19 protein-coding genes are annotated in these 18,598 nt (G+C 54.2%); 9 read left to right on the forward strand and 10 right to left on the reverse strand.

Going from position 1 to position 18,598, the window contains the following annotated elements; genetic code table 11:
• Nucleotides 1-17 precede the first annotated feature (17 nt).
• The 4 genes from ADICEAN_RS10465 (at nucleotide 18) to coaD (ending at nucleotide 2,517) form a co-directional block, all read left to right on the forward strand.
• Complete coding sequence (locus ADICEAN_RS10465; RefSeq protein ID WP_009195560.1) at nucleotides 18-509, forward strand: NUDIX domain-containing protein; 492 nt, start codon at nucleotides 18-20, stop codon at nucleotides 507-509.
• 213 nt (nucleotides 510-722) lie between these two features.
• Nucleotides 723-1,166: a hypothetical protein gene (locus tag ADICEAN_RS10470; protein WP_236612894.1), complete on the forward strand. Its 444-nt coding sequence runs from the start codon at nucleotides 723-725 to the stop codon at nucleotides 1,164-1,166.
• Nucleotides 1,167-1,171: 5 nt separating this feature from the next.
• Complete coding sequence (locus tag ADICEAN_RS10475; RefSeq protein WP_009195562.1) at nucleotides 1,172-2,056, forward strand: DUF3822 family protein; 885 nt, start codon at nucleotides 1,172-1,174, stop codon at nucleotides 2,054-2,056.
• On the forward strand, nucleotides 2,056-2,517 hold the full coding sequence (coaD, locus tag ADICEAN_RS10480; RefSeq protein WP_009195563.1) for a pantetheine-phosphate adenylyltransferase: 462 nt from the start codon (nucleotides 2,056-2,058) through the stop codon (nucleotides 2,515-2,517). Before ADICEAN_RS10475 ends, coaD begins: the two co-directional genes overlap by 1 nt.
• A gap of 37 nt (nucleotides 2,518-2,554) precedes the next feature.
• Here the strand turns inward: coaD and ADICEAN_RS10485 are convergent, their stop codons facing one another.
• Nucleotides 2,555-3,241, reverse strand: a complete 687-nt coding sequence (locus tag ADICEAN_RS10485; protein ID WP_009195564.1) for an NUDIX hydrolase — start codon at nucleotides 3,239-3,241, stop codon at nucleotides 2,555-2,557.
• A 96-nt stretch (nucleotides 3,242-3,337) separates the two neighbouring features.
• Here ADICEAN_RS10485 and pyrE point away from each other — a divergent pair, with 96 nt between their 5' ends.
• A complete protein-coding gene (pyrE, locus tag ADICEAN_RS10490; RefSeq protein WP_009195565.1) occupies nucleotides 3,338-3,991 on the forward strand; it encodes an orotate phosphoribosyltransferase in 654 nt (217 codons plus the stop codon).
• Between the two features lie 34 nt (nucleotides 3,992-4,025).
• Here the strand turns inward: pyrE and ADICEAN_RS10495 are convergent, their stop codons facing one another.
• The 4 genes from ADICEAN_RS10495 to ADICEAN_RS10510 form a co-directional block, all read right to left on the reverse strand.
• Complete coding sequence (locus ADICEAN_RS10495; RefSeq protein ID WP_009195566.1) at nucleotides 4,026-4,826, reverse strand: TIGR02757 family protein; 801 nt, start codon at nucleotides 4,824-4,826, stop codon at nucleotides 4,026-4,028.
• Nucleotides 4,823-5,362, reverse strand: a complete 540-nt coding sequence (locus tag ADICEAN_RS10500; protein ID WP_009195567.1) for a hypothetical protein — start codon at nucleotides 5,360-5,362, stop codon at nucleotides 4,823-4,825. The genes ADICEAN_RS10495 and ADICEAN_RS10500 overlap by 4 nt, the downstream gene beginning before the upstream one ends.
• A 103-nt stretch (nucleotides 5,363-5,465) precedes the next feature.
• Entirely contained in the window at nucleotides 5,466-6,572 is a 1,107-nt protein-coding gene (locus ADICEAN_RS10505; protein WP_236612895.1) for a LysM peptidoglycan-binding domain-containing protein, read from the reverse strand.
• A 14-nt stretch (nucleotides 6,573-6,586) separates the two neighbouring features.
• The gene (locus ADICEAN_RS10510) at nucleotides 6,587-7,420 is read right to left on the reverse strand and encodes a DUF4905 domain-containing protein (RefSeq protein WP_009195569.1); all 834 of its coding nucleotides are present in this window, start codon (nucleotides 7,418-7,420) and stop codon (nucleotides 6,587-6,589) included.
• Between the two features lie 76 nt (nucleotides 7,421-7,496).
• On the opposite strand from ADICEAN_RS10510, the gene ADICEAN_RS10515 reads away from it, so the two are divergent.
• Both ADICEAN_RS10515 and kdsB read left to right on the forward strand, forming a co-directional pair.
• The gene (locus tag ADICEAN_RS10515) at nucleotides 7,497-8,822 is read left to right on the forward strand and encodes an NfeD family protein (RefSeq protein WP_009195570.1); all 1,326 of its coding nucleotides are present in this window, start codon (nucleotides 7,497-7,499) and stop codon (nucleotides 8,820-8,822) included.
• Entirely contained in the window at nucleotides 8,819-9,580 is a 762-nt protein-coding gene (gene kdsB / locus ADICEAN_RS10520) for a 3-deoxy-manno-octulosonate cytidylyltransferase (protein WP_009195571.1), read from the forward strand. The genes ADICEAN_RS10515 and kdsB overlap by 4 nt, the downstream gene beginning before the upstream one ends.
• A gap of 96 nt (nucleotides 9,581-9,676) precedes the next feature.
• On the opposite strand, the gene ADICEAN_RS10525 is transcribed toward kdsB, so the two are convergent.
• Nucleotides 9,677-10,696 carry a hypothetical protein gene (locus ADICEAN_RS10525; protein ID WP_152426384.1) on the reverse strand — a complete coding sequence of 340 codons (1,020 nt, stop codon included), beginning with the start codon at nucleotides 10,694-10,696 and terminating at the stop codon, nucleotides 9,677-9,679.
• Nucleotides 10,697-10,959: 263 nt separating this feature from the next.
• On the opposite strand from ADICEAN_RS10525, the gene ADICEAN_RS21140 reads away from it, so the two are divergent.
• Nucleotides 10,960-11,901, forward strand: a complete 942-nt coding sequence (locus ADICEAN_RS21140) for a DUF3667 domain-containing protein (RefSeq protein ID WP_009195573.1) — start codon at nucleotides 10,960-10,962, stop codon at nucleotides 11,899-11,901.
• Between the two features lie 129 nt (nucleotides 11,902-12,030).
• On the opposite strand, the gene hemL is transcribed toward ADICEAN_RS21140, so the two are convergent.
• From hemL to guaA, 3 genes are read right to left on the reverse strand one after another with little or no spacing between them, the layout of a single operon-like run.
• On the reverse strand, nucleotides 12,031-13,329 hold the full coding sequence (gene hemL, locus ADICEAN_RS10535) for a glutamate-1-semialdehyde 2,1-aminomutase (protein WP_009195574.1): 1,299 nt from the start codon (nucleotides 13,327-13,329) through the stop codon (nucleotides 12,031-12,033).
• A 12-nt stretch (nucleotides 13,330-13,341) separates the two neighbouring features.
• Entirely contained in the window at nucleotides 13,342-15,072 is a 1,731-nt protein-coding gene (locus tag ADICEAN_RS10540) for an ABC transporter substrate-binding protein (protein WP_009195575.1), read from the reverse strand.
• A gap of 4 nt (nucleotides 15,073-15,076) precedes the next feature.
• On the reverse strand, nucleotides 15,077-16,606 hold the full coding sequence (guaA, locus tag ADICEAN_RS10545) for a glutamine-hydrolyzing GMP synthase (protein ID WP_009195576.1): 1,530 nt from the start codon (nucleotides 16,604-16,606) through the stop codon (nucleotides 15,077-15,079).
• A gap of 165 nt (nucleotides 16,607-16,771) precedes the next feature.
• Here guaA and ADICEAN_RS10550 point away from each other — a divergent pair, with 165 nt between their 5' ends.
• Nucleotides 16,772-17,257 (forward strand): hypothetical protein, encoded by a 486-nt coding sequence (locus tag ADICEAN_RS10550; protein ID WP_152426386.1) that lies wholly within the window; start codon nucleotides 16,772-16,774, stop codon nucleotides 17,255-17,257.
• Between the two features lie 298 nt (nucleotides 17,258-17,555).
• On the opposite strand, the gene ADICEAN_RS10555 is transcribed toward ADICEAN_RS10550, so the two are convergent.
• Complete coding sequence (locus ADICEAN_RS10555) at nucleotides 17,556-18,182, reverse strand: SIMPL domain-containing protein (RefSeq protein ID WP_083879717.1); 627 nt, start codon at nucleotides 18,180-18,182, stop codon at nucleotides 17,556-17,558.
• Nucleotides 18,183-18,598 lie beyond the last annotated feature (416 nt).

Consider the following 18,598-nt stretch of genomic DNA (forward strand, 5'->3'; position numbering starts at 1 on the left):
TATTTCCGCTCCTGCCGATGAATGTAACCAAAGAGGTAGAGAAACTATACGGCAACCGCCTGCGCCTGCGGGTGTGCGGCATCTGCAGCCGGGGCAACCGCCTGCTGTTGGTGCAGCACCAGGGCCTGGGGCCGGAGGGAGGATTCTGGGCGCCGCCCGGTGGGGGTATGGAGTGGGGCACATCTGCCGAAGAAAACCTGCAGCGGGAGTTTCTGGAAGAGACCGGGCTGGAGGTGAGCGTAGGCCCGCTCTTATATGTGTGGGAGCACCTGGTTGCGCCACTGCACACGGTAGAGCTTTTTTTTGAAGTGGAAGAGCAGGGAGGCAGGCTGCAGACAGGCTACGATCCCGAATCGCCGGCCGATGCGCAGCTTATTCGCAACGTCAGTTTTATGGAGTGGGAAACAATACAGCGCCTGCCGCCCGAAAGCCTTCACAGGTCACTGTGGGGCTGCTCTTCCCCACAGGACTTGAAAAGCAAGCGCGGCTACTTTAAATTTAGCCTTTAATGTGTGTTTAGCGGCTAACCCTAGTGATTTTTCCTGTAAAATCTTTATACTTGCACAAAATCAACTAAAATGACACCTACCAAAATCTTCTCGATTTTACTTTTCTTGGTAGCTATCGGACTTGGCTACTTTCTGGTAGATTCTATCAAAGATCGTATCGATACCCAGAACCGAGTTGCACGAATTGAAGCCCGTGTAGTTGAAAAATTAAAAATGATCAGAGATGCAGAGCTTGCGTACCTGGCTGCCAACGGCCGCTATACCGCAAACTGGGATAGCCTGATCAGCTTTATTGAGACAGGTCGCATTCCTAACGTTATAAAACGCGAAACCGTAATTCCCCTGGCCTATGGTGCCGACAGCATCTATGTAGAGTACGATACCCTGGGCTTTGTGAATGTACGCGACTCGCTCTTCAGCGCACAGCGCTACCCCGGTTTCAATCCCGAAACCCTGCCCCTTATTCCGGGAAGTGATGGCAAGCGCTTCCAGCTGGAGGCTGGCCGGATCTTTAGCCAGACAGGTACCCCTGTTAATGTGTTTGAAGCCAAAGATGTGCATGTGGTTAACCCAGACCGTCTGAAAGACACGCACCCCTATGGTCCGCTGCGTGTAGGCTCCATGCTGCAGGCTTCTACCCAAGGCAACTGGGAATAATCCCCTTGAAAAAGGCTTCACCATACTATTCGCCTGATCTTAAGATCAAAGACCCCCGCTTCAGCATCGATGACCTGCAGGATTACAGCCTGCTGCTGCAAGCGGGAGAGCGAGAGTTTCAGCTGGCAGTGATCGATACCAAATCGAATCGCTGCCTGCTGCTGGAGCATTACAACCTGTTTGATTTCAGCTCTGAAGAAGAGCACCAGAGGCTCATCGAGAACCTGTTTGAAGACCATCACCTGCTGATGGCCGGCTTCTGGCACTCGGTGCGCTTTTCGGTTAAGAACCTGCGCTTTAGCCTGATCCCTGCCGCTCTTTTTGATAAGGAGCAATCGGCAGCCTATCTGCGCCTCACCAGCCCCCTGCCCGCAACGGACAGCATCTTGTATTACCGCCACCTAAAGAACAGCATCATAACTGTTTTTGGCGCCGAGCAGCGCTTTATGGAGTGGCTAAGCCGCCGCTATCCCAACTTAAAAATTCAGGTGATCCATCACATCAGCGCCTTTACCGAGGGGGTGCTACACAGCTCTGACCACAGCAGCGGGCAGGATGTGTTTTTACTCCTGGAAAATGGGCTGCTATCGGTGCTGATCACCCAGGGCAACAAACTACAATACGCAAACCTGTTCCGCTGCCAGGAGCCGGCCGATTTTCTGCGCTACCTGATGATGGTGCTTAAACAGTTTGGGCTGGACCAGACAAGCACAAAAATACAGCTGTGGGGCAATGTACCCCCTGACAGCCCCTGGTTCAGGGCGGTAAAACCCTACCTGGGCAACCTTTCTTTTGGCAGCCGCCCTCCTTTTCTGAGCTTCCACTATATGTTTGATGAAGCGGCAGACCAACGCTTCTTCGATCTCTTTAGCCTGTACCTCTGCGAATAATGGAAAAACGTATAGCGCTGTTTCCGGGCTCTTTTGACCCCTTTACCCGGGGCCATTATGATATTGTGATGCGCGGACTTAAGCTGTTTGATGAGGTAATAGTTGCCATTGGCTATAACAGCAAAAAACAAAACCGCTACTTCCCCATAGAGCACATGCTCCAGAGCATTGAAAGCTGTTTTGAGGGCGAAGCCCGGGTGCGGGTGATCACCTACAGTGAGCTGACCGCCGGCCTTGCCCAGCGCATTGGCGCGCGCTACCTGCTGCGGGGGCTCCGCAATACTACCGACTTTGAGTATGAAAACTCTGTGTCGCAGGTAAACCGCCACCTTTATCCCGATCTGGAAACGGTTTTCCTGATTACCTCACCGGCCTATGCTGCTATCAGCTCCACCATTATCCGGGAGGTACATAAGTACGGGGGCGATGTAAGTGAGTTTTTGCCCTATACACTCGAATAACCAAAAGCCCCGGCCTGCTACAGACCGGGGCTTTTGGTTAGATCAGCTTGGTGCTTAAGCTGTAATATTTTTTGATCACATGCCGAATGCTCCTGAAGGAGTTGACCATGGCCACCTGTGTATCCCGCTCACCCATCCAGCGCACATCGGTAATTCCCTCTTCCCGCTGGGGTTTCATCTGGCTGTCGTCAATGCACTCCATGCGATACCAGTGGGTTTTCTTCAGGTGCTTTTTGCCGTTGCGGATATAGGTATGCCAGGTGTGGGTGATCTTCTCCCCTACCTTTACGGTTACATTGCACTCTTCCTCTACCTCCCGCAGGGCGCCTTTTTTGGGTTTTTCGCCCTTATCAAGCTTGCCTTTGGGCAGGTCCCACTTGTTTTTGCGGTAGATAAGCAGGATCTGATCATTGTGCTCCACAATACCCCCTCCGGCCTTTACTACCTTAAACTGCTTTTTAATGGCTTTTTTAATGGATTTGTACTCCTGCGGCGGCACACTAAAGGTAATGCTATCCAGCTCCCTGAACTCTTTCTCATGCATGAGCATGATAAGCGCCTGCACCTGGCTGAGGCCCGCCCGCTTGATGAGCACATCGTCAATGAGCTTTTTGCTATCCACATTATCGGATTGAGCATCCAGGACGATGTCGTAAATTTTGTGCTCCAGCTCCTCCGACGCCTTGGCCAGATTCACCGAAATGTCATTTATAAAGATTTTCATGAAGCCAGCGCTAATTGAGCCTGAAAGAAAGAAACTTTTCCCCGATTCTACAACCAAAAAAGAGGAAGTTCCTAGTGCATACGTTAAATTCGCAGCATGAGTTTAGCCGAAGACCCCAGCCAGCTTAGCCGCCAAACCGCCCGCCAGCTGCTGCAGATAGGTGCCATACGCCTGCGTCCGGAGCAGCCCTTTACCTGGGCCAGCGGCTGGAAATCGCCCATCTACTGTGACAACCGCCTTTCACTCTCCTTCCCGGAGGTGCGCCTGTTTATCAAGCGGGCCCTTAGCGAGCTGGTCACCCGCTCGCATCCGCATGTAGAAGCCATAGCCGGTGTGGCTACCGCGGGCATTCCACAGGGAGCGCTGGTGGCCGATTCGCTTAACCTGCCCTTTGCCTATGTGCGCTCCAGCCCCAAGGGGCACGGCATGGAAAACCTCATAGAGGGTCACCTGCCCCAGGGACGCAAAGTGGTGGTGCTGGAAGACCTGATCTCTACCGGTGGCAGCTCGCTGAAGGCTGCACAGGCCCTGCGGGAGCACGGCTGCCAGGTGCTGGGCATGGTGAGTATCTTTACCTATGGCTTTGATGTGGCCGAGCAGAACTTTGCTGCTGCCGGCCTGCCGCTGCACAGCCTCAGCAACTACCAGTCGCTGATTGAAGAAGCCCAGGAGATGGGCCTGATTGGTGCTGCAGAGCTGGAGTCGCTACAGGAGTGGCGCCGCCAGCCTGATCGCTGGAAACAAGGCTAAAAATTCTAAGACTTAAAAAATCAGGAACTACCGGCTAGGCGCCCCCGGCAAACCCCTCCTCAATGCCTAGCCCAAAAAGGGCAAAATCGTAACGTACGGGATCCTGAGGATCCAGTTGGCGCAGGTGGCCGGTGAGTTCCATGGCGGTTTGCCAGCTGCTGTCCTTGCGGGTAATAAGCCCCAGGCTACGGGCCACCCGCTCTACATGCACATCGCAGGGGCACACCAGCTGATGGGGCTGTATGTTTTTCCAAAGCCCAAAATCTACCCCTTTGTCATCGCTGCGCACCATCCAGCGCAGGTACATGTTCAGGCGCTTGCAGGCCGAGTTGCGGGCAGGGGTGGCAATATGCTTGCGGCTGCGCTGCGGCGCATCGGGCAGGCTAAAGAAGAGTTCATGAAAATGGATCAGCCCCCCTTCTACACTTGCACTGTCCGATTGCATCCCCTGCCAGAAGGCCCACTCCAGCGAATTGTGCTGCCGGTAGTACCAGGACAGGAAATGGATAAAATACAGCAGGTCGGTATCGTTAAAGGTGCGGTGGCAGAAGCCTAACAGGCCCTTAAGCTCCTCTTCACTATGGTTCAGGAGAAACGCATGGGGGGCCCCATCCATCCGCGCCATCAACTCCCGGCATTTGGCAATAATGGTAGCCCGCCGCCCCCAGGCCAGCACAGCCGCAAACAGCCCGCTTATCTCTATATCGGCCGGATTGCTAAAGGCGTGGGGGATGCAAATTGGATCATTGGGGATAAAATCGGGTTGGTTGTAGCGCTCAGCCTTCTGGTCCAGAAAAGCTTTCAGCTCCGCTCTGCGTTTGGCCGGCAGGCTCATGCCAGCTCCTCTGGTCGTAGGGTACGGCTCTTGCTGCGCTCATTCCAATAGATGCGCACACTGCCATCAGGCTGGGCATCGGCTTCCCAGAAAAAAGTAGGCATTTCGCCCAGAACGTCCAGCCGGCCGCTTGCTGGAGAGAAATAGACCAGCTCAAAGCGTTCCAGCTCATGCTCGGCAATGCTGGGCCAACGCTGCAGCAATACCCCCTGCCCTATGGATTGAGCAAAATCCCCCCAGTAGCCTTCCTGTATACCAGCCACTGCAGGGTTTGAGCGTAGCCTGTACACCATGGGGCCAAACTGCACCTCATGCACGGCCTTGCGGCTGAGCGTAGCAGACGGCAGCTCCAGATAGGGTGTCCAGTCCAGCAGCGGGCTGGCCTCTACCCCTGGCTCGGTATGGGGGGTGGCCAGTTGCCGCGATATCCAGGAGACCACATTCACCAGCCCAATAAAGAGCAGGGAAAATAAGGTGATAAAGGGGTAGAAAATAGTGAACAGAACGTTCCAGGCTACTCTATAAAACGAATGCATACGAATAGATCAACATATAGCAATAGCAACAGCAGGGGCTGCAAATGGTTCCAAAACAAAAAAGCCCACCCCTTGGGGCAGGCTTTGTAGGCTAAGGTCTGCCTTAAGGCACATAGGATAGGCGTACAGGCACCTTTTCGCTATAAGCACCCAGTTTTTCATAGGCCTTGCGCGAGAGCTTGATCAGCACCTTGTCGTTATCACCCGTGGGGGGCAGCTTGCCCACCACCCGCACAAATACGCTCAGGTTGTTCATTTCATTGTGTACCTGCATGATGGTACCAATGGGAGCGGTACGGTGCAGGGCAAGGTACTTTTTGGTATTGAGCGAATCATCAATAGAGGTGGCCATGCCCATTTCGGTTACCTTCCGAACGCTTACCCGCTCGGTAGAGGCCGTCTCCAGCTCTTCCTGCGACTGCTCGCCTATCTGGGAGATGGCCACCGGATTGGCATTATAGCCATGGTCCTTGGCCTTTTCTTCTTCGGCACCGGTGCGTACAATGCGATCGGTTTTGGGAGCGGGCAGTCCCTTTGCAGTACCAACAATCAGCTTCTGCCCTATGGCCAGGTTATCGGTAGTAAGGTTATTGAGTTCCCGCAGCTTGGCCACATTGGAATCATACATGCGGGCAATGCTAAACAGGGTTTCCTGCTCTTCTACCGTATGCACAATCTTGCCGGAATAGTCGGGGCGGGGCTGCTGGGGGGTAGCGCCTGCAGGAGGAGTGGTGCCGGCCCCTTTGGGAGAGGTAGTAGAGGCCGTAACACCCGCACCCGGCTTGCTCACCCGCAGCCGGTCACCAGGGCTAAGGGTATTGCCGGACAGGTTGTTCCAGCTTTTGAGTTCTTCAATAGAAATTCCGTACTGGCGGCTGATGCTGTAGAGGGTTTCTTTGGCTTCTACAGTATGAAATTTACCGGAGGCAGAGGCTGTGGATTGCTGGGGCCGGGTGTAGGGAATGCGCAGGATGGAACCAACCTTCAGGCCGGTCTCGGTTTCGGGATTGTGCTTCACAAGCTCGGCCACCGACAGCTGGTATTTGGTAGAAATGCCGTACAGAGTTTCCTTGGGCTCTACCCGGTATAGGATAAATACTTTGCCATTGACGGTTTCGGTACCCACCGAATCTCTTTCGCTAAGCAAGGATGCCTGTGCCACAAGCATGCTCCCCAGCCAAAAGATAAAAAAGGCAGTAAGTCGTTTCATATGCTCCCCTCTGTTCATTGTAGGTTATATCCCCTTAAACATGTGCTGTTTTCGATAAAAAATAAGTGCTTATTCCACACCATAAAGGCATCTGCTCCCGGCTTTTTGAGTCCATCGGCCAGGGGCTGATGCAGGAGTAAAGTGCCTTCCAGATCAAATACGGCAAGATGATTTTGCAACAATTCTCCATCTGCAGTATAGAAAGAAATCACGATTTTATCAAAAACATGTAAGTATTCACAAGAATTTTGAGCGTTCATCTGCAGGTACAGTTGCAGAAACTGTGCCACACTTTTGAAGTGCTCTTCGCCCTCCAGATAGGCTGCCGGCAGGTACCGCTCCTGCTCCTGCTGCTTAAGACCTTGCTGCTCAGCCAGTAGCTGTGCCAGCTCTGCCTGGGCCAGTATGCGGGAGGCTCCCGACTGCAACTTTAGCGCTACCCAACTCTCTTCATTTTCTTCGCCACCACCGCTTTTGCCGATGCTTTCGGTAGGGGTAAAAAAAAGTGGCCGGTAGTTCTGCACTGCCCAGCGTACTTCCTGCTGCCGGCTATCCAGGGCCAGTACCGTGGCACTGCCGGGATTTTCCAGCTCCTGGTACTGCTGCAGCAGCAAAATTCCGTCATGGCAGGCCAGCAAACTGGTCAGTATGCCCCCTTCCAGTGCCAATCCTTCAAAAATTACCTTATCTTGTGCAGGACAGAGGTAGGCAAAGTGTACGTCCTGCAGGTTGCTGCGCACCTCAAGGGCCAGGCATTTGGTAACACTATCCGGCTGCAAGTGCCAGATCTTGCCTGCAGCCTGGTAAGAAAAAGAAAGAGGCAGTTGACGCACCAGTACTTTTTTCACTAACTTTTAACAAAAATAGCGTATTTGCACGCCAAATAAAATGATATCAAGTCAATTAAAACGCGGTATACTGGGCATGTTACTGCTGCTTTCGGGCCTGACGGTGCAAGCACAAATTGCCCCTCCAAACGTACGCACCAGGGTACTGGTAATGAAGATCGGCGCTGAGATTGACCCCCGCACCAACCGCTATACCCAGCTGGCGCTGGATGAAGCCACCGACTGGAATGCCGATCTGGTGATCCTGGAGCTGGATACCTACGGCGGCCTGGTGACCGATGCCGATGAGATCCGCACCCGCCTGCTGGAATACGAGATTCCCATTCTGGTGTACATCAACAAGGATGCTGCTTCGGCAGGTGCCCTTATTGCCATTGCCTGTGATTCTATTTACATGGCCCCCGGCGCCAGCATAGGGGCTGCTACGGTGGTAAACCAGACAGGTGAGGCCGCTCCGGACAAATACCAGTCGTACATGCGCTCTATTATGCGCTCTACGGCGGAGGCCACCGGCCGGGATCCCTTTATAGCCGAGGCCATGGTAGATGAAAACCTGGAGGTACCCGATGTAAGCCCCAAGGGGCAGGTTGTTACTTTCTCTACTTCCGAGGCCATCAAATGGGGGTTCTGTGAGGCAAGGGTAAGCAGTATTGATGAAATCCTTCAACGCAACGGCATTACCGATTATGAGGTGAAGGAGTACCAGCTGCCGGGCACCGAAAAAGTAGTGGCGTTCTTTATCAACCCCTTTGTGAGTGGGTTGCTGATCCTCATCATCATTGGGGGCTTGTATTTTGAGCTACAAACCCCCGGCGTGGGCTTTCCGCTGTTGGCGGCTGTAGTCGCCCTTATCCTCTACCTGGTACCCCATTACCTCAACGGCCTGGCAGCGCACTGGGAGATCATTCTCTTCTTTCTGGGGCTGGGGCTCATTGCCGTGGAGGTCTTTATACTCCCGGGCTTTGGCATAGCCGGCGTTGCTGGTCTGGTCTTTACCATCAGTGCCCTTATCCTGATCATGGTGGGCAACAACTGGTTTGATTTTGAATTTGTGCCTTCTGCCCAGATCCTTAATGCGCTGCTAACGGCGGTGATCGGCATGCTTGGCGGGGTGGTGCTCATTGTCTTTGGGGGAATGCGCTTTGCCAACTCCAGGGCCTTTAGCCGGGTGGCGCTTGAGTCGGTACAGGACCGCAACCTGGGCTATACTTCTTCGTTTAGAGAGCAGGCCCTGGCTGGCCGCACCGGCATAGCCTATACCATCCTGAGGCCCTCAGGCAAGGTGTTGATCGATGATGTGATCTACGATGCCTCCAGCAGAGGAGATTTTATCATGCAGGGCGAAAAAATTATTGTAGTAGAAGATACAGGCTCCAACCTGAAGGTACGCAAGGACGCATGAAAATACTGGGAATAATCCCCTCCCGCTGGGGCAGTACCCGCTTTCCGGGCAAGGCCCTGGCCGATATTGCCGGCACCCCCATGGTGGTGCGGGTGTGGCAGCAGGCCAGCCAGTGCCCCGAGCTGAGCAAGGTGGTGATTGCCACCGACCATGAACCCATAGCCGATGCGGCCCGCGCTGCCGGTGCAGCCATCTGCATGACCAGCCCCCACCATCCCAGCGGCACCGACCGCTGCGCCGATGCCCTGCAGCAGCTGGGCGAAGCCTACGACTATGTGATCAACATCCAGGGCGACGAACCCTTTATAGACCCCCGGCAGATCAGCGCCCTGGCCCAGGTGCTGGATGGCGAAACCCAGCTGGCTACCCTGGTAAAACGCATTGCCCATGAAGATGAGCTCTTTAGCCCCAATGTGGTCAAGGTGGTGCTGAATGCCCGCAGTGAGGGCATGTACTTTAGCCGGGAGCCCATTCCGCACCTGCGCAATGTGCCCCGATCCGAATGGCTGGAGCAGCGCCTTTGGCTCAAGCACATTGGCATCTATGCCTACCGCTGCGATATTTTGCAGGAGATCACCAAACTGCCCCAGGGCTGGCTGGAAAACATTGAATCGCTGGAGCAGCTGCGCTGGCTGGAGGCAGGCTACACCATCCGCACGGCCGAAACCCAGCTGGAAAGTATGGGCATTGATACGCCCGAAGATCTGGAGCGCGCCCTGGCCACCCTTAAAAACACCGCACCGAGCAGTACTCCCTGACCGGGGATGCAGGCTGCCGGCTCAACAAAAAAAGCCCCATAGCCAGTTGGCTTTGGGGCTTTTTTTACGCGCATTCGTATCTCAACCAAAAAGATCTTATTTGCTGAAGGCCTCTACATTGTTATTCAGGTCGGTGCTGTATACCGGGAAGCTGATCTTGATAAGCGCATACAGCCCCTGCCCTTTTACACCGGGCCGGTAGCCAAGCTCACCATTGTAGGCCCAGCTGAGGGTTCTGTTAAAACGGCCCTCGATACCGGCTCTAAATCCAAAGTAATTTTTGCCAAGATCGGCAATGCTGTAGGCCACAGCGGGCTGGGCCTTATCGGGGCGGTAGAAGATATCATCGTAGCGGATATTGCCGGCAAAAAGAATATCGCCATACACCGTAAGCATCAGGTCTTTTACCAGATCATCGTAGGTACGGTCGGGGTCAATGGCAAAGTTCTTGATCCAGGAAAAGGAACCACCCAGGTAGCCGCCTTTTACATAGGCATTGGTAAAGGGGTACAGGCCCTGCGGCAGTGCTGTACCTTCTGCATCCAGCAGGCTAAGCTTTTCCTGGCTGTACATACGGTCCAGGCCTACGGCCGTCTGGTAGGAATAGCCACCCGCCCGGGCGCCTATGATCTTGCGCACTTTTGTCTGTACTTTAGACTTCTCCGGCACCATGGAGGCCCATTTATTGCCAGCATACCGCTTGGAATATAAATAAATAAGGCTTTCGGTATCGTGCTCCCAGTCTTTGATGTGATAGGTGCCCCCCAGTTCGGCAAAGTGGTAAACGGCTATGCTGTTTTCGATCTCGGTAGAATTCAGCTTGGCTACATGCCGCTGCTGGTCCAGGTAGCTGGCATAGGGTTTGCGCAGATGTGCCCTGAAATTGGCCTTATCCTTCCAGAAATAGGAGGCCTCCAGACCATAGCCCAGGTTTACGTTGGTCACAAAAAGCTCGGTGTACAGGGGCTGAAAGCCAATCCAGAGCTTGTTGATCTCATAGGGTGCGTCGTAAATGGTTTCAAAGGTCAGGATCTTGTCTTCGTTGCGCCTGCCCTGGGCCAGGAGTTGCCCTGCCAGTAGTAGGCTGAACGAAAGAAACAGGGTAAATTTTTTCACAGGGGCAAAGGGGTTGAGTAAGACAATGGGTGCGCGTTCATTCAGGAGATAAATATACAAAGCCTGCCTATACAGGTTCCCTAAATGCAATATTTTCACCCATTTTGCATTTTTTGGAGCTGCTTGCGGACCATCCCGAGAATGTGTACATTTTGGTCATGAAAGCGAGTAAGAAGCGGCCGGCATGCCTGAATTGTGGCAGACCCCTGCTGCAGGCAGATAACTATTGTCCTAACTGCGGGCAGCAAAACACATCGCACCGGATGGGGTTTAAGACCCTGCTGGACGATTTTTTTAGCAATTACATAGCCTTTGACTCCAAGCTGGCACGCAGCACAGTCCCCTTCTTATTCAGGCCCGGCTATCTGACAAGGCGCTTCAATGAGGGTAAGCGCATTACATTTGTTCATCCCCTGCGATTGTACTTTATCATTAGCTTTATCTTTTTTTTCCTGCTGGCAAGTCTGTCCAACAGCCTGGTAGAGGAAAATAAATTTTCGCTGAAAGCCAAACTTGCCAGAACAGCCCCCGCCCCTGCCCTGCAGCCAGGGGCTATGGTACCGGCCGATAGCCTACCAACTGCCCGAGCCCTGATCGCTTCCGATTCCCTAAATTCTTCCCCTTCTAAAGGAAGGCGGGCTGCGCCAACCGATCAGCCCCTGGTAATCGGCGATGATGAAGGGGAAAGCCGCTTCTTTCGCCTGATGCAGGATGACAGCCTTACCGATGAGCAGGTAATGGACAGCCTAAAGGTAGACAAAGAAGGCTTTTTTGGCCCCCTTTCGGTGCATCAGGGGCGCAAGTTGCTCAAAAAAGATGTGGATGTTTTTCTTCCCTATCTGATCAAGAACCTGTCGATCATGATGTTTTTGATGCTGCCGGTTTTTGCCTTTTTCCTCTGGATCCTCTACCGGCGGCAGGAGCCTTTCTACATTAGCCATGTGATCCATGCGCTGCACATGCATGCCTTTAGCTTTTTGCTGCTCAGCCTGGTAATTGCCATTGAGCTGTTCGGAAACTCGCATAATCTGCTGCTGTGGGCTTTTGTGCTGATCACCCTCTATGCCTTTCTATCGATCAAGCGGGTATACGGCCAGGGCTGGGTACGGACCTTCTTCAAATTTAACCTGCTGGGCTTCTTTTACTTTATGGTGCTCAACTTTGCCATTTTTCTGGAGGTGGGCATTTCCTTCATGCTGTTTTAAGTCACTGGTTCCTCTCTCACTTGCCGCTGCGCTGGGCCAGAAGCAAAACACCCCCGCCAGACTAGTCCGGCGGGGGTGTTTTGGTAGAGGGGGTTCGCTGACGAAGCAAGCTATTCTCAAATTCAGCTTTTAGGCCCTGTTTAGAGCCTTTAAGCTTTCGTAACTGGCGGTTTTCAACTGCTGCAATTCCTGCTCGCCCAGCGCAGCAGATACAAACAGGGTCTCATACTGGGAGGGCGCCAGGTATACCCCCTGCTCCAGCATGTGCCGAAAATAGCGGCCAAAACGCTCGGTATCGGAGGTTTTGGCGGTATCATAATCGATCACATTCTGCTCGGTAAAAAAGAGCGAGTACATTGAGCCCACCTGGTTGATGGTATAGCGCAGGCCCAGCTGCTGCAGCACCTCTTTGAGGTCGCTCACAATGCGGTTGGCAATGGCATCCAGCTGCTGGTAGAAATCAGTCTGCTCATTGAGGTAGCTAAGCATGGCCATGCCGGCTGCCATGGCAATGGGGTTGCCCGAAAGCGTACCAGCCTGGTAGACCGGACCGCTGGGAGACACAAAGTCCATGATATCCCGCCGGCCACCATAGGCGCCTACGGGCATGCCCCCCCCTATAATCTTGCCAAGGGTAGTAAGGTCGGCCTGTACGCCAAAGCGCTCCTGTGCGCCTCCCTTGGCCAGCCTGAAGCCTGTCATCACCTCATCAAAGATCAGCACAATGCCCTCCCGGTCGCAAAGGCTGCGCAGCCCCTGCAGATACCCGGGCTGTGGGGCTATGCAGCCCATATTGCCTGCCACAGGCTCAAGGATTAGAGCTGCAATCGCTCCCTTGTTTTCGCTTACCAGCTGCTCGATGGCCTGCAGGTTATTGTAGGGGGCAATAAGGGTATCCAGGGCAGTTCCCCTGGTGACGCCGGGGCTATCAGGCGTACCCATGGTAAGGGCACCGCTGCCGGCGGCAATCAGAAAAGAATCGCCATGGCCGTGGTAGCAACCTTCCAGCTTGATGATCTTGTCCCGGCCGGTAAAGCCCCGGGCCAGCCGTATGGCCGACATGGTGGCTTCGGTGCCGCTGTTGACCATGCGTACTTTTTCAATGCTGGGCACCATGCTGATGATCAGCTCGGCCATTTCTACCTCCCGGGCGGTGGGTGCACCAAAGGAGAGTGAGTCGGGCAGCGCCCGGGCAATGGCCTGCTGCACCCCTTCATGGGCATGCCCCAGGATCATGGGACCCCAGGAGTTGATCATATCAATGTAGCGGTTGCCGTCCTCATCATACAGATAGGCCCCTTTAGCCTTTTGCATAAAGAGAGGTTTGCCCCCTACGGCCCGAAAGGCCCGTACCGGGCTGTTTACACCGCCTGGAATAAAGTTTTGCGCCCGCTCAAAAAGTTGGTTGCTCCTGTTCTGGTTCAGCATGAAAAAAGTGGCTTATTGATAAACGATCTCAAGGGCAGAGTTCCGGAATTGTACAATGGGTACACACTGGTTGTCCTGGTAGCTCTGCAGGTTAAATTTGGTACACATGATGCCCTGGTAGAGCACTTCGGCTTCGGCATCGGACTGAAACACCGTGCCGTGCTGGTTTAACAGGCGGCCAAAGAGCATCATCAGATCGTAGCCCAGGTAGGCCTGCCGGCTGGGCATGGCGTGCACCTGCTGCAGGTACTTCTCCCGGAAGGCAAAGAAATCCGGATTGGTGTAATTGATGTTTTCGGGCGAAAGGATGTACACCCCCATGCGCTCCAGCTGGCTGTTGGAGACCAGGTTTTTCTTTACCCAGGACTCATGCCCGATAATGGGCAGGCGGTCTTTGCGGGTGCTCAGCGCATTCATGGAATTGGCCACAATGGCCTCATCTTCAGAAGCAATAAAGATATGCCCGATGGCTTCTTTAGAGAGCCGGCCCCCTGTCTGCATATCGGCAGCATTATCAGATACCAGCAGGCTGCGTAATCTTTTTTCATCGCCCGGCCGGATCTGCTCCATACGCACCTGATTGAAACCCTTCTTTTCCAGCTCCCGCTTGTATACACGGGCCATCAGCGTATCGCGGGCCTGCGTGCCAAATACTACCAGGGCCTTGCCGGGCGCATTGCCGGGATGAAAGCTTCTGGCGGCAAAATCGGCCGCTTTGCGGGCCTGGGTTTCCAGCGAGGGCTTAAAAAGGAAAGAATAGGGGTTGTTTAGTGTAAAATCTGGGTTTACCGAAATGGGGTTTACCAGGTTTACGGCATTGTTAAACGAATATTCCAAAGCTGCCCTGGTAGGGCCTGGATAGAGCGGGCCCACAATCAGGTCCACATTCTTCATCTCCGGCGAGCGCAGGATGCCCACCGTTGTGAGGCTATCGCGGCGGGTATCGTAGGCCAGCAGGTTTACGGTAATGCCCTGTGCCGCCAGCTCCTTTTGGGCCAGCTTCATACCTTCGTAGATATCAAGCGGAAAATAGATCTCCCGGATGTTGCGCTCAGGCTGCAGGTTATCCAGCATAAAGGGCAGCATAACGGCTACCGTATAGGCCTCCTTGCGCACAGATTTGGCTGTGGCCGGCTGGGAGAGCAATTCCTTATCAAGCTTGTAGCGGCTGATGAGCTCATTGAGCAGGCGCTGGTCCTGCGAGGCAATGGGCTGGTTGCTGATCTTGCGGGCCAGGATCTGGGCCACATAATCGGCAGTGGGGTGCCTGGCCAGCAGCCCCTTCAGCTGCTCAATGGAGGCATCGCGCTGCAGGTAAAAGCGTGCCATATCGCCCCCATCAGCCTTAATGCTGCGGTTGCGGATCTGCTCTACGGCACCTATCCCCTGCTCCAGGCTTCCTTCCTCCAGGTACACGCGGGCCAGCCAGTAGCTTACCTCATCCTGCTTATCCCACCTGGGGTATTTTTGCTGAATCTGGCGCAGCATGGCCTTGGCTTCATCGGTCCGCCCAGCTCTGGCAGCGGCTACCGAGTAGTAAAAAGAGGCGTACTGGGCAAAATCGCCGCTGCTGGGGTTGGCGGCTACCTGCCGGAAGCTTTCCATGGCAGGAAGCCACTGTTCCTGCGAAAAAAGGCCTTTGGCACGCAGGTACTGCTGCTGCACATCATTATCGCGCTGCGCCAGCAGCGGGCTGCCCATCAGCAGGCACAGCACAAGAATCAGAAGTTTGTTTCGCATCATGTTCTTACTCCCATTCAATAGTGGCCGGTGGCTTGGAGCTAATGTCGTATACCACGCGGTTAACCCCTTTTACCCGGTTAATGATCTGGTTGGAGATCTCCCGCATGAACTCATACGGAAGGGGGTACCAGTCGGCCGTCATGCCATCTACACTGGTTACGGCCCGCAGCGCCACCACGGCTTCGTAGGTACGCTCATCGCCCATTACGCCTACCGACTGTATGGGCAGCAGTATGGCGCCTGCCTGCCAGATCTCGTCGTACAGGCCAAATTCTTTTAATCCCCTCACATAAAGGTCATCTACCTCCTGCAGAATGCGCACTTTTTCCGGGGTGATCTCACCCAGGATGCGGATGCCCAGGCCCGGACCCGGGAAGGGGTGCCGGCGCAGGATGGTTAAGTCCAGCCCCAGGGTTTTGCCCACCAGCCGCACCTCATCTTTAAAGAGCGAGCGCAGGGGTTCTACCACCTTCAGCTTCATAAAATCGGGCAGGCCGCCCACATTGTGGTGCGATTTGATGGTCACCGAGGGACCGGTAACCGATACCGACTCGATCACATCCGGATAAATGGTGCCCTGGGCCAGCCAGTCTACCCCCTCTATGCGGTGGGCTTCTTCATCAAACACTTCAATAAACGTACGGCCAATGGCTTTTCGCTTATCTTCAGGATCTTTTAATCCATGCAGAGCCGCATAAAAACGCTCGCTGGCATCTACTCCCCTCACATTCAGGCCCATGTGCTGGTACTGGTCCAGCACCTCCTGAAACTCCCCTTTGCGCAGCAGGCCATTATTTACAAAGATGCAGTAGAGATTTTTGCCAATGGCCTTGTGAATGAGCATGGCCGCTACCGAAGAGTCTACCCCACCGCTAAGGCCCAGCACCACCTTATCATTGCCCAGCTGCTGCTGCAGACCTTCGACCGTTTCTTCTATAAAGGTAGTGGGGGTCCAGTCCTGGCTGCATTCGCAGATGTGCACCACAAAGTTGCGCAGCACGGTTTTGCCTTCGGTAGAGTGGGTTACCTCCGGGTGAAACTGGATGCCGTAGGTTGGCTCGCCGCTGATCTTATAGGCCGCCACCTGCACCGAGGGGGTGCTGGCAATCAGCTCATAGCCCTCGGGCAGGCGCTGGATGGTATCGCCATGCGACATCCACACCTGGGAGTTAAGGGTGATCTCTTTGAGCAGATCAATCTTATCGTTTACCATGTTGAGGTGGGCCCGGCCGTATTCCCGCACGTTTGAGGGCTCTACAAAGCCACCCCCCTTGTGCACCATGAGCTGGGCTCCGTAGCATACGCCCAGCACCGGCACCTTGCCCCGGTAGGGGTTCAGGTCCAGATCCGGGGCACTGCCCTGGCTCACCGAGCAGGGGCTGCCGCTCAGAATTACCCCCTTGATATCGGGCGTAAGGGCGGGCGCCGAACTGAAAGGATGGATTTCACAGTAAACATTTAGTTCGCGCACCCTACGGGCTATAAGCTGGGTATACTGCGAACCAAAATCCAGGATAAGAATTTGCTCTTGCATGCCTACAAAAATAGGATTTCGGCTGGTTTAATACCAAGTATGCCGCGCAAAGTTTGCAGCTATTCCCGAATGAGCCATTGGGCAGGGCGAGTCGAACTGCCTGTAGAGGTGCAAACCAATTTGGCACGGAGTTTGAATTTACCTCTCCAAACATCCTCCACAACTATGAAGCGATTTTTGAAACTCCCTCTGATGGCGCTGCTGATGCTGGCAGCCCTGAGTGTAACCGATGCCGCTACTGCCCAGGCGCAGGGCAAGAAGAAAGAAGCCCAGTATGCCGCTGTGGCCCATAAACAGGGCGGCCCTCCGGCCTGGGCGCCCGCCCATGGCTACCGGCGCAAAGCCGCCGCTCATGAGCATGACTACCGCCGCTGGCGCAGCAAAGAAGAAGAGTTGCGCCACAGAGAGCGGGAACTGGCCCGTCGCGAAGAAGCCCTGAAACGCAAGGAAAGAAAGCTAAAGCACGGCAAGTGGGATAAGGACAGGGAAGAGGATAGTAAATGGGGCAAGCGCTCGGATGAAGCCACCAAAAAGCGCCGGGTGTACACCCAACAGCACCCCAGCTCAGCGGAAGAAGCCCTGAAGCGCAGGCAGGAAGAGAAAAGAAGAGAGAAGGCAGAAGAGTTGCGCAAGCGCATGCCCGGCTACTGAACCGGCTGATGATACAAAGTGAAACTGCTCTTATGATGTTGGATTAGGCTGTGTCTGACGAATATCCTTTGGCCCAAAAAAGCAAATTATTTACTTAAGGCAGCAGGTCTTTTTTTCACCGTAGCTGCGGCTATGCCTCAAAAAAGAACCTTTGCCTTAAGCAAAAATTTATCTTTTTTAGACTCAAAAGCATTCATCAGACACAGCCAAGTGGAAAGTTGGTAAAAGGTTGAAAAGCGAAAAGCCCGGGCTGCTGGCCCGGGCTTTTCTTTTTGTCTGTTGCTGCGCAATGCTTACATTATTGTTCAATGGTCCAGATAACCAGGATCTGATCGGTTAGTTCCATTTCCTGAATTTCGGTCTGAGGAAAGCTGGCTTCCTGCTTCATCACCGCCATATCGGCGCGCATGTTCACCGGACCATAGGGCTGCACCCCCTGGCGGCCATACTCGATCTTGCGAATGCTGCCCAGGCGGATGTTGGCCGAGCGGGCAATCACCGCCCCTTTTTCCCGGGCATCCTGCAGGGCTTTGCGGATCAGCTCTTCCTTAACCTGCTGCTGCAACTTATCTGACAGCCCAAAGCCAAACTGAAAGGTTACCCCCTCGGGCGTACTGGCAAAGGCATTGGTAAGGCGCGTCATGCGTTTGGCATCCAGCGCAAAGGTGATCTCCAGCGTCTGGCGGGCTGTGTAGCCGTTGCGTACCATGCGATCGTTGCGCCATTCGTTGTTTTCCTGCATGTAGAACTGGCTGGTCTTGATCTCATTCGGCTTAAAGCCTGCATCCTGAATTTTCTTCAGCAGCTGTTCTACCTGCTCGCTAACCAGCTGCACGGCCCGGCCGGCCTCGGTATTGGTAGAGGCTACCTGCACCAGCACGGTGGTTTGGTCGGGCTGCACCTTCATGCGGCCGGTGCCCTGAATTTCCTAGCACCGGCGGGCTGGCGGCAGGCTGCGGAAGCGGGGGTTTGGGCCTGGAGTGCGTCGGAAATTCCCATAAGGGCCAATAAGGGGATAAGTACAACAAGGGCTTTGGTTTTCATACGGTTCGATTTGCTGTATAAACGAAAAAAGGGGGCTGAAGTAGGTATCAGCCCCATACTATCCCCACAGGCTGCAGACTTCATGCCAATTTGGGTGTACTGGTGCAGCTCCACCCCCTCTAGTTATAATTTTTTCGTTTGGGACCAGGCCTCCCGAAGGGAAATCTTTGGGTTTCGGCACAGCCAGATGGGCAGCTCATCTTCATAGGGCATGGCATAGCGGGAGCGATGCACGGCTTTCAGCTCTACTTCTTCATATACCTTATGGTGATCTTCAGGGGTACCCCCTACACTATC

The organism is Cesiribacter andamanensis AMV16 (genome assembly GCF_000348925.1).
Taxonomy (GTDB): domain Bacteria; phylum Bacteroidota; class Bacteroidia; order Cytophagales; family Cyclobacteriaceae; genus Cesiribacter; species Cesiribacter andamanensis.

Coding starts and splice junctions, on each gene's coding strand:
- ADICEAN_RS10465 (WP_009195560.1), top strand. CDS start 18: ATGAATGTAACCAAAGAGGTAGAGAAACTATACGGCAACCGCCTGCGC.
- ADICEAN_RS10470 (WP_236612894.1), top strand. CDS start 723: ATGATCAGAGATGCAGAGCTTGCGTACCTGGCTGCCAACGGCCGCTAT.
- coaD (WP_009195563.1), top strand. CDS start 2,056: ATGGAAAAACGTATAGCGCTGTTTCCGGGCTCTTTTGACCCCTTTACC.
- ADICEAN_RS10485 (WP_009195564.1), bottom strand. CDS start 3,241: ATGAAAATCTTTATAAATGACATTTCGGTGAATCTGGCCAAGGCGTCG.
- pyrE (WP_009195565.1), top strand. CDS start 3,338: ATGAGTTTAGCCGAAGACCCCAGCCAGCTTAGCCGCCAAACCGCCCGC.
- ADICEAN_RS10495 (WP_009195566.1), bottom strand. CDS start 4,826: ATGAGCCTGCCGGCCAAACGCAGAGCGGAGCTGAAAGCTTTTCTGGAC.
- ADICEAN_RS10500 (WP_009195567.1), bottom strand. CDS start 5,362: ATGCATTCGTTTTATAGAGTAGCCTGGAACGTTCTGTTCACTATTTTC.
- ADICEAN_RS10505 (WP_236612895.1), bottom strand. CDS start 6,572: ATGAAACGACTTACTGCCTTTTTTATCTTTTGGCTGGGGAGCATGCTT.
- ADICEAN_RS10515 (WP_009195570.1), top strand. CDS start 7,497: ATGTTACTGCTGCTTTCGGGCCTGACGGTGCAAGCACAAATTGCCCCT.
- kdsB (WP_009195571.1), top strand. CDS start 8,819: ATGAAAATACTGGGAATAATCCCCTCCCGCTGGGGCAGTACCCGCTTT.
- ADICEAN_RS21140 (WP_009195573.1), top strand. CDS start 10,960: ATGGGGTTTAAGACCCTGCTGGACGATTTTTTTAGCAATTACATAGCC.
- hemL (WP_009195574.1), bottom strand. CDS start 13,329: ATGCTGAACCAGAACAGGAGCAACCAACTTTTTGAGCGGGCGCAAAAC.
- ADICEAN_RS10540 (WP_009195575.1), bottom strand. CDS start 15,072: ATGATGCGAAACAAACTTCTGATTCTTGTGCTGTGCCTGCTGATGGGC.
- guaA (WP_009195576.1), bottom strand. CDS start 16,606: ATGCAAGAGCAAATTCTTATCCTGGATTTTGGTTCGCAGTATACCCAG.
- ADICEAN_RS10550 (WP_152426386.1), top strand. CDS start 16,772: ATGAAGCGATTTTTGAAACTCCCTCTGATGGCGCTGCTGATGCTGGCA.